This is a genomic window from Amycolatopsis kentuckyensis (assembly GCF_002155975.1).
Lineage (GTDB): Bacteria > Actinomycetota > Actinomycetes > Mycobacteriales > Pseudonocardiaceae > Amycolatopsis > Amycolatopsis kentuckyensis.
Window position 1 is genome coordinate 1 of sequence record NZ_MUMI01000271.1, and the last position, 8,096, is coordinate 8,096.

General features: G+C 72.7%; 9 protein-coding genes. 5 read left to right on the plus strand and 4 right to left on the minus strand.

Annotated elements, in window-relative coordinates:
* Positions 1 to 122: 122 nt before the first annotated feature.
* A complete protein-coding gene (locus tag CCN39_RS25805) occupies positions 123 to 1,046 on the minus strand; it encodes an LLM class flavin-dependent oxidoreductase (protein WP_086846157.1) in 924 nt (307 codons plus the stop codon).
* Positions 1,047 to 1,120: 74 nt separating this feature from the next.
* Here CCN39_RS25805 and CCN39_RS25810 point away from each other — a divergent pair, with 74 nt between their 5' ends.
* On the plus strand, positions 1,121 to 1,894 hold the full coding sequence (locus CCN39_RS25810; RefSeq protein ID WP_086846159.1) for a helix-turn-helix transcriptional regulator: 774 nt from the start codon (positions 1,121 to 1,123) through the stop codon (positions 1,892 to 1,894).
* On the opposite strand, the gene CCN39_RS25815 is transcribed toward CCN39_RS25810, so the two are convergent.
* Together CCN39_RS25815 and CCN39_RS25820 are read right to left on the minus strand one after the other, a co-directional pair.
* Complete coding sequence (locus tag CCN39_RS25815; RefSeq protein WP_086846162.1) at positions 1,870 to 2,349, minus strand: DedA family protein; 480 nt, start codon at positions 2,347 to 2,349, stop codon at positions 1,870 to 1,872. The two genes, CCN39_RS25810 and CCN39_RS25815, sit on opposite strands and share 25 nt — an antisense overlap.
* Positions 2,321 to 2,917 carry a class I SAM-dependent methyltransferase gene (locus tag CCN39_RS25820; protein ID WP_086846164.1) on the minus strand — a complete coding sequence of 199 codons (597 nt, stop codon included), beginning with the start codon at positions 2,915 to 2,917 and terminating at the stop codon, positions 2,321 to 2,323. The genes CCN39_RS25815 and CCN39_RS25820 overlap by 29 nt, the downstream gene beginning before the upstream one ends.
* A 131-nt stretch (positions 2,918 to 3,048) precedes the next feature.
* Here CCN39_RS25820 and CCN39_RS25825 point away from each other — a divergent pair, with 131 nt between their 5' ends.
* From CCN39_RS25825 to CCN39_RS25840, 4 genes are read left to right on the plus strand one after another with little or no spacing between them, the layout of a single operon-like run.
* Entirely contained in the window at positions 3,049 to 4,167 is a 1,119-nt protein-coding gene (locus CCN39_RS25825) for a sensor histidine kinase (RefSeq protein ID WP_244211004.1), read from the plus strand.
* Positions 4,164 to 4,820 carry a response regulator gene (locus CCN39_RS25830; protein WP_086846167.1) on the plus strand — a complete coding sequence of 219 codons (657 nt, stop codon included), beginning with the start codon at positions 4,164 to 4,166 and terminating at the stop codon, positions 4,818 to 4,820. Before CCN39_RS25825 ends, CCN39_RS25830 begins: the two co-directional genes overlap by 4 nt.
* Positions 4,821 to 4,866: 46 nt before the next feature.
* The gene (locus CCN39_RS25835) at positions 4,867 to 5,706 is read left to right on the plus strand and encodes an alpha/beta fold hydrolase (RefSeq protein WP_086846168.1); all 840 of its coding nucleotides are present in this window, start codon (positions 4,867 to 4,869) and stop codon (positions 5,704 to 5,706) included.
* A gap of 16 nt (positions 5,707 to 5,722) precedes the next feature.
* Positions 5,723 to 6,904, plus strand: a complete 1,182-nt coding sequence (locus CCN39_RS25840; RefSeq protein WP_086846170.1) for a PQQ-dependent sugar dehydrogenase — start codon at positions 5,723 to 5,725, stop codon at positions 6,902 to 6,904.
* Between the two features lie 217 nt (positions 6,905 to 7,121).
* Here CCN39_RS25840 and CCN39_RS25845 read toward each other — a convergent pair whose 3' ends face one another.
* Positions 7,122 to 8,006, minus strand: a complete 885-nt coding sequence (locus tag CCN39_RS25845; RefSeq protein ID WP_086846173.1) for a serine hydrolase — start codon at positions 8,004 to 8,006, stop codon at positions 7,122 to 7,124.
* Positions 8,007 to 8,096: the final 90 nt, after the last annotated feature.

An 8,096-nucleotide genomic window follows, 5' to 3' on the forward strand; every position in this document is an offset into this window, starting at 1 on the left:
GCGCGCCGGCGCGCTCGACCACGCCGCGCAGGGCCGGGTCGGGAAGGATGGCGGTGAGGAGTCCGGACAGTGGAGCGTCGGTCACGGTCCCAGCCTACGTGCCACCCCCGACAGGTTTCCGATCACGGCTGGTCGCGCAGCAGTTCCGCCACCTCCGCGACCCGGGGCAGCTGCTCGTCGAACACCTTCGGGTCCGTGCTCGCGATCCGCAGCAGGAAGTGCTCTGCGCCGGCGTACTTCCGCAGCCGCTCCGCCACTTCCGCGGCACTGCCGGTCACCTGCATCTGGATGCCCTGGACGAAGCTCGCCGGCATCCCGTAGTTCCGCCGGCAGTACTCCTCCAGGAGTTCGCTTCCGCGCGCCGGATCGTCCTCGACCAGGACCGTCGCGAACAACGCCGGGGTGACCGGGCGGGCGGCGGTGGCGCGGATGCGGGCCAGGCCGGAGCCGTAGTCCGCGGGGTCCGGCGGGTACGGCAGCCAGCCGTCGTACAGCCGGCCGGCCCGCTCGAGCGCGCCCGGCGTGTACGCCGCCAGCCACACCGGCGGGCCACCCGGGCGGGCGGGCGCCGGGAACACCGGCAGTGAGTCGTGGTGCAGCACCGAGCCGTGGAAGGACTTTTCGCCGCGCCATGCCGCGCGCCAGAGCGCCACGATGTCGTCCAGCCGGGCGCGGCGGCGCTCCCACGGGACACCCGCGAACGCGAACTCCGGCTCGCTGCGGCCGGCGAACCCGGCGCCGACGGCCACGGTGAGCCGTCCTTCGCTCAGCAGGTCCAGGGAAAGCAGCTGGTTCGCGGTCAGGATCGGGTTCCGCAGGGCCGGGAGCAGCGCGGCCGTCCCCAGCGTGACCCGCGAAGTCCGGGCGGCGAAGGCGGCGAGGACGGTGAGGGCGTCGAGCGGGGCCCGCGCGAGGGTGTCGCCGACCCAGACCGAGTCGAGGCCGAGCTCTTCCGCGGCGACGGCGGTGGCGACCAGCTCGGGCGCGGTCCGCCCGGCGTCGAGGATGGGCTGGTAGGTCGGGATGACCAGGCCGTAGTTCGTCATGACCGAAGCGTCGCCCGAACGGGGTATGCGCTCAATTCCCCGCGGGGAATGGACCGGCCGAGCAGGATGGACCCGTGGACTTCGGAACGGCGCTCAAGGACTGGCGCACGCGGCGGCGGATCAGCCAGCTCGACCTGGCCCTGCGCGCGGGCACGACGCAGCGGCACGTCAGCTTCATGGAGAGCGGGCGCTCGGTGCCCGGCCGCGGCATGGTGCTGCGCGTCGCCGAGTCCCTCGAACTGCCCCTGCGCGAGCGCAACGGCCTGCTCCACGCCGCCGGGTACGCGCCGACGTACCCCGAAACGCGGCTCGACGACCCGGCGATCCGGCCGGTGCTCGACGGGCTGCGCCGGCTGCTCGACGGCCACCGGCCCTACCCCGCGATCGTCGTCGACCGCTACGGCGTGCTGGTCGCGGCGAACGACGGGTTCCGGCTGCTCACCGAGGGGGTCGCGCCGGAGCTGCTGCGCGAACCGGTCGACACGTTGCGGCTGGCGCTGCACCCGCGCGGGATGGCACCGCGCGTGGCCAACCTCGACGACTGGGCCCGGCACATCCTCGAACGTCTCCGCAACGACCTCGCCCGCACGCCCGACGACCGGCTGGCCGCGCAGCTCGCCGAGCTGGCGGGGTACTTGCCGCCGCCGTCCGCGCCGGGCCCGGAACACCTGGGGTTCGCGGTCCCGGTCCGGTTGGCCACGTCGCTCGGCGAGCTCCGGCTGATCACGGCGATCACGACGTTCGCGACGGCGGCCGATGTGACCGTGTCGGAGCTGAAGCTGGAGACGTTCCTGCCCGCCGACGCCGAAACCGCGGAACGCCTTCACAGCACCAGCGCCGTCGTGTGACCCACGAGCAGTTCCACGCTCGCCCACAGCACCGCCGCGCACACGCTGCCCGCCGTGAACCGGCGGTACGGCATCGCCGCCGAGCCCGCGACGCGCGGCACCAGGGTGCGCACGCCGGCCAGGCAGCGGCCCGCGATCACCGCCGGGACGCCGTGGCGCGCCACCGCCGCTTCCACGCGCTTCCACCGGTCGCGGTGGGCCGGCCGTGATCCCCAGCGGCGCCCTTCGAGGTACGCGAGCTGGTCGCCGAGGACGGCCGCGGCGACCGCCACCGCCCACGTGAGTCCGAGGTGGAGCGTGCCCCGCTCGGCGAGGAAGCCCATCAGCAGCAGCGTCGACCACGTCGGCAGCACGATTCCCGGCAGCAGTGCGGTTTCCGCCGTGATGACCAGCGCGCAGACCAGGTAGACGACCACCGGGGGCGCGTCAAGCAGGGGCCGCAGCAGGCTGTCCACGCCGGACCCTCCCCATCGCCACCGGCAGTGCCGCGCGGTAGACGAACGCGGGCGGCAGGTTGCCCCAGACGACCTGCGTGCGCTCCACGACCGCGAACCGGCTTCGCAACGACGCGGCGAAGCGGCGGGCGGGTGGTGTCCAGGCCGCGTGGGCGTACGCGAACGTCGTGAACCGGCCGTTCGGTGCGAGTGCCGCGGTGACCGCGTCGAGGATGTGCTGTTGCCGGGCCGCCGTCATGGCCGTCCACGGCAGACCGGAGACGACGACGTCGACGTTCGCCGCGGCCAGGTGTTCCGCCGATCCGGTGACGATGTCGACCTGCGGAAAGCGCTCCCGCAGCGAAGAGGCAAACCGCGGGTTGATCTCTATGGCCGTGAAGCGCGCTTCGGGGCGAAGCAGCGCGAGGACCGCTTCGGTGAACACACCGGTACCCGGCCCGAGTTCCGCGACGCAGGACGCGCGTTCCAGGCCGAGGCCCGCCGTCATCTCTTCGGCCAGCCGCGGCGAACTCGGCGCGATCGCGCCCGTCAGCACGGGGTGGCGGAGGAATTCCCTGGTGATCGACATGATCCCGACGCTAGGAACGGCGGGGGTGGCCGCGAGTCGGCCGGACCGGCCCGGCACATCCTCCTCCGGGAGGACGCGATCGGACCGGAGGAAGGACGCCCCCGGCGGTGCCCGGGCATTACGTTCGGGGTGTGGAACGACTCGTGAGGTGGGTGCGCCGGCACCGGTGGACGGTGGATCTGCCGCTGTACGGCGTGTTCGTCTTCCTCGCGCCCAACTGGGTCGGCCCCGGCCCGTACGCCGTCCGCGCGATCCCGATGCTGTTCCTGCTCCCCTTGCTGCTGCGCCGCCGGTTCCCGCGCACGGTCGCGGTGCTGATCGTCGCCGGGGCGGCGGCGGTGTACTTGCACGACATCTGGGCCTACGACCGCGGCCGCACCGAACTGGCCATGGCGGTCGTGCTGTTCACCCTCGTGAAGCTGCGGTACCGGTGGTTCGCCGCGGTGGTCGCCGCGGCGATCGTCGTCCTCGACGCCCAGTGGGTCGCCCTCTACGCCCCGGACGACGGCACCTCGACCTTCACGATGGTCGGCATCCTGCCGCTGCACATCGCGGCGTGGACGCTCGGGGAGTTCTTCCGCGCCAAGGAACAGCTCACCGCGGAGGAAGCGAAACGGGCCGACGCCCAGTCCCGCGCGGCGGTCGCGGAAGAGCGCACCCGGATCGCCCGGGAGCTGCACGACGTCCTGGCGCACAGCATGAGCGTGATCGTGCTGAACGCCGAGGGCGCGAAGCTCGCCCGCCACCGCGACCCGGCGGCCGTCGACCGCACGCTCGACACGATCGTCCACACGGGCCGGGACGCGCTGGCCGAGCTGCGGCGGCTCCTCGAAGTCCTGCACGCCGGCCAGGGGGCGCGCAGTCCCCAGCCGACGCTCGCCGAACTGCGCGGGCTCGTCGAGCAGTCCGGCCGGGACGTCACCCTCGACGTCAGCGGCGACCCGGGCACGCTGCCCGCGAGCGCCGCGCTGCAGGCGTACCGGATCGTCCAGGAGGCACTGACCAACATGCTCAAGCACGCCCCGGCCGACGCGACCGGCCGCGTCGGCATCGCCTTCGAGCCGCCGGAGGTCCGCATCGAGGTGACGAACACCGGCGGCGACGCACCACCGGCACCGGCGCTGCCGTCCTCGGGCCGCGGGCTGGCCGGCATGCGCCAGCGCGTCGAGATGTACCACGGCGAGCTCACGACCGGGCCGCTTCCCGGCGGCGGGTACCGCGTGCGCGCGAGCCTGGTGGTGCGCCCGTGACCACCCGCATCCTGCTCTGCGACGACCAGCAGCTGGTCCGCGTCGGCCTCCGCATGATCGTCGAAAGCCAGGACGACCTCACCGTCGTCGGCGAAGCCGCCAACGGCGAAGAAGCCGTCACCCTCGCCCGGGAACTGCGCCCCGACCTCGTCCTGATGGACGTCCGGATGCCGGTGCTCGACGGCGTCGCGGCGACCGCGCGGATCTGCGCCGAGCTGCCGGACGTGCGCGTCCTCGTCATCACCACCTTCGACCTCGACGAGTACGCCTACGCCGCCCTGCGCGGCGGGGCCAGCGGGTTCCTCGTGAAGGACGCGCCCTCCGAGGAAATGCTCGTCGCGATCCGGGGCGTGCTGCGGGGCGACTCGATGGTCTCGCCGTCGGTCACGCGGCGGCTGCTCGACCGGTACCTCGCCGACGACCGCGACCCCGGGGACGCCGCGAAGCTCGACACCCTGACCGAGCGCGAGAAGGACGTGCTGGGCCTCATCGCGCGCGGGCTGTCGAACACGGAGATCGCGGCGAAGCTGTACATCGGCGAGACGACGGTGAAGACGCACGTCGGCCGCGTCCTCGGCAAGCTGCGGCTGCGCGACCGGGTGCACGCCGTGGTCTTCGCCTACGAATCCGGACTGGTGCGACCAGGTTCCTGATAACTCCCTATCAAACCCCTTGATAGGGTGCTTTAGAGTATTTTTCATGACGATATACAAGTCCGAAGCGGGCGCTGCCCTCCTCCGCGAGCGCTACCTCGACGCCCTCGAGGCATGGCCCGGCCCCCGCGAGGAAGTACCGACGCCCGAAGGCGGGACGTGCGTCCTGATCTCCGGCCCGGCCGAAGCCCCGCCGCTGGTGCTGCTGCACGGCTCCGGCAGCAACTCCGCGGAGTGGACCGCCCGGATCCCGGCGCTGACCAGGCGGTTCCGGGTGTACGCCGTCGACATCATCGGCGAACCGGGGCTGAGCGCCGAGACGCGGCCGCCGCTCGACAGCGACCGGTACGCGCGGTGGCTGGACGCCGTGCTGGACCACTTCGGCGTCGCCCGGGCCGCCTTCCTGACCTCGTCGTTCGGCGGCTGGCTCGCGCTCGACTTCGCGATCCGGCGCCCGGAGCGCGTCGCCGCGCTGGCGCTGCGGTGCCCGGTCGGGCTCGCGCCGATGAAGAAGGGGTTCGTCGTCAAGGCCGTCCTGCTGGGGCTGCTCGGCGAGAAGGGACGGCGGAAGGCCGTCGCCGGCGCGGTCGGCGCACCGGAGTCGTCGCCGGTCGTGGCACAGCAGCTGCTGGTGGCCGCGCACTACCGGTACCGCACCGGGCCGTTCCCCGTCTTCGGTGACGCAGCCCTGGCCGGGCTGGACATGCCGGTGTACGCCGTCGCCGGGGCGGACGACGCCATGGTCGACTCCGCGACGACGAAACGGCGGCTCGAAGCGGCCGGCGCCGTGGTGGACCTGGTCCCCGGCACCGGCCACCACCTCCCCGGCGAGGCGGACCTGGACTTCCTCACGCGCTCGGCGGCGAACGGCGATTTCACCGGTTGATGGGAAGATGAGGCGTATGCGGCGTTCGCTGGGTCTCCTCGGTGTGGTGTCCTTGCTGGTCCTGGGCTGTTCGGGGGCGGCGAGCGAGCCCGTCCAGAGCGTCCCGCCGGCCGCCTCCCCGGCCGCTGCGAGCGGGAAGTTCAAGGTCGAGACGGTGACCGGCGGGCTGGAGCACGGCTGGGACGTCGGCTTCCTGCCCGACGGCGGCATCCTGGTGCCGCAGCGGCCCGGCAAGCTCGCGCTGGTCCGCAACGGCCAGGCCGCCGAGGTGCGCGCCGACTTCTCCGACGTCCTGGTCAAGGGCGAAGGCGGGCTGCTCGGCATGGTCGTCAGCCCGGACTTCGCGACCAGCCGCGAGTTCATCACCTGCCAGGACCACCAGGAAGGCGGCAAGGCCGTCGACATCCGGCTGGTCACCTGGCAGCTGGCCGCCGACGGCGCGAGCGCGACGAAGGTGAAGGACCTGCTCACCGGGCTGCCGGTGAACCCGAGCGGGCGGCACTCCGGCTGCCGCCCGACGTTCGCCCCGGACGGTGCCCTGCTCGTCGGCACCGGCGACACCGCCCGCGCGCCGATCGCGCAGGACCGCCACTCCCTCGGCGGCAAGGTGCTGCGACTGGACGCGAAGACCGGGGAACCGTTGCCGGACAACCCGTTCATCACCTCGAGCGACCCGCGCGAGCGGCTGATCTACACCTACGGCCACCGCAACGTCCAGGGGGTGGCGATCCGGCCGGGCAGCGGCCAGGTGATCACCGCCGAGCACGGGCCGTCGTTCGACGACGAGGTCAACCTGCTGAAGCCGGGCGCCAACTACGGCTGGGACCCGTCGAAGGGCGGCACCGAGACGAGCTACGACGAGAGCGTGCCGATGACCGACCTCAAGCGGTTCCCGGACGCGGTGAGTCCACTGTGGACGTCAGGCGAGACGACCGAGGCGATCAGCGGCAACGCCTTCCTGACCGGCGCGCAGTGGGGCACGAACGACGGCGCGCTGGTCGTGGTGGCGCTCAAGGGCCAGAAACTGCTGCTGTACCACCTGGACCCGGCGGGCAAGGTCCTCGACGTCACGCTGCCCCCGGAGTTCGACGACCAGTTCGGCCGGCTCCGCGCGGTGCGCAGCGGCCCGGACGGCGCCCTGTACGTGACCACCTCGGACGGCTCGGACGACAAGCTGTTGAAGGTAACGCCCGCCTGATCGGCGAGCGGATCATGGAAAAAGCACGGCCACGGCGTGCCGTGGACACTTCCGCCCGGGTGGCGGTTCGCGGAACATGGTGTGCACCAAGAGTTTTCGCCCGCCCCCGACGCGTGTTGGACGCGGTCCGAAGAGAGCGTTCCCGCGGCAGCACCGCGCCGGTCCCCGGGCGCCATCGCCGACCTGGCGACCCCGGGGACCGGCATCCACTCCGGTCTCAGGCCTTGCCCGCCTTGAGCGAACCCTTCAGCGAGCCGACGGCGGTGGTCACCGCCGTGGTCGCGGCCGGCCAGTCGATGGTGTCGCTCCAGGACGCCATCACCGCGACGGCGTAGGTCCCGGTCGCGGTCCGGACCAGTCCCGTGGTGTTGAGCACCCGCCGGCCCTCGGAGCTGCCCCAGCCCTGCTTCACCGCCCAGGCCGCGCCCGGGAAGGCGCGCGGGATCCCGAAGTGCTGGTCGAAACCGTCGACGGCGGCGCGCGGGGCGTTCTCCATCGCCCCGGTGACGAACGCGCGTTCGTCTTCGGACAGTCCGGCGGTGATGTGCCGGTAGACCGTGACGACGTCGGTGGGTGACATCCGGGTGGAGCCCCACTGACCGGCGTCGGCCGGGGGCGTGGTGTGCGCGAGCCCCAGCTTCCCGGCCTGCCGCCGGACGATGTCCGGCCCGCCGTTCTGCTGCCACAGCCGGCTGGCGACGCGATCGTCACTGGCGGCGAGCATGCTGTGGACAGCCGTCGCTTCGCTGCCCGAAGGCACCCCGGAGCGGTCGAGCAGATCGAGGGCGATGAGCAGCTTCACCACGGACGCGGCGGGCTGCGGCTGGTCGGCCTTCCACCGCGTTTCGACCGCGCAGGCCCCCAGGTCGACGATCTCGATCCCGAGCCGCGGGTCGTTCCCGGTGCTCAGCAGCGCTTTCCTGGCCTCGGCGACGAGGCTCGCCTGCTTGTCCGCCGGGCCGGCCGGGGCCGAGTTGCACCGCGCGCGCCAGCTGTCGCTGCCGGAGTCACTGTTGACGGCGACCGCGATGAGCAAGCCGCCGACCACGATGACCACGGCGATTCCCACGAGCAGCTTCACGTTGTTCAGTCGCTCGAGCACCAGACCACCTCCGCCGGATCCGTGAGGAATCCGAAGCTATTGCGGAGGTGGACCGCGGGGATCGGTCGATGAGCCGGTCAGTTCCGGCCG

Excerpts from the sequence above, each read along its gene's own strand:
- CCN39_RS25840 (WP_086846170.1), top strand. The coding sequence starts at position 5,723 with ATGCGGCGTTCGCTGGGTCTCCTCGGTGTGGTGTCCTTGCTGGTCCTG.
- CCN39_RS25820 (WP_086846164.1), bottom strand. The coding sequence starts at position 2,917 with ATGTCGATCACCAGGGAATTCCTCCGCCACCCCGTGCTGACGGGCGCG.
- CCN39_RS25835 (WP_086846168.1), top strand. The coding sequence starts at position 4,867 with ATGACGATATACAAGTCCGAAGCGGGCGCTGCCCTCCTCCGCGAGCGC.
- CCN39_RS25805 (WP_086846157.1), bottom strand. The coding sequence starts at position 1,046 with ATGACGAACTACGGCCTGGTCATCCCGACCTACCAGCCCATCCTCGAC.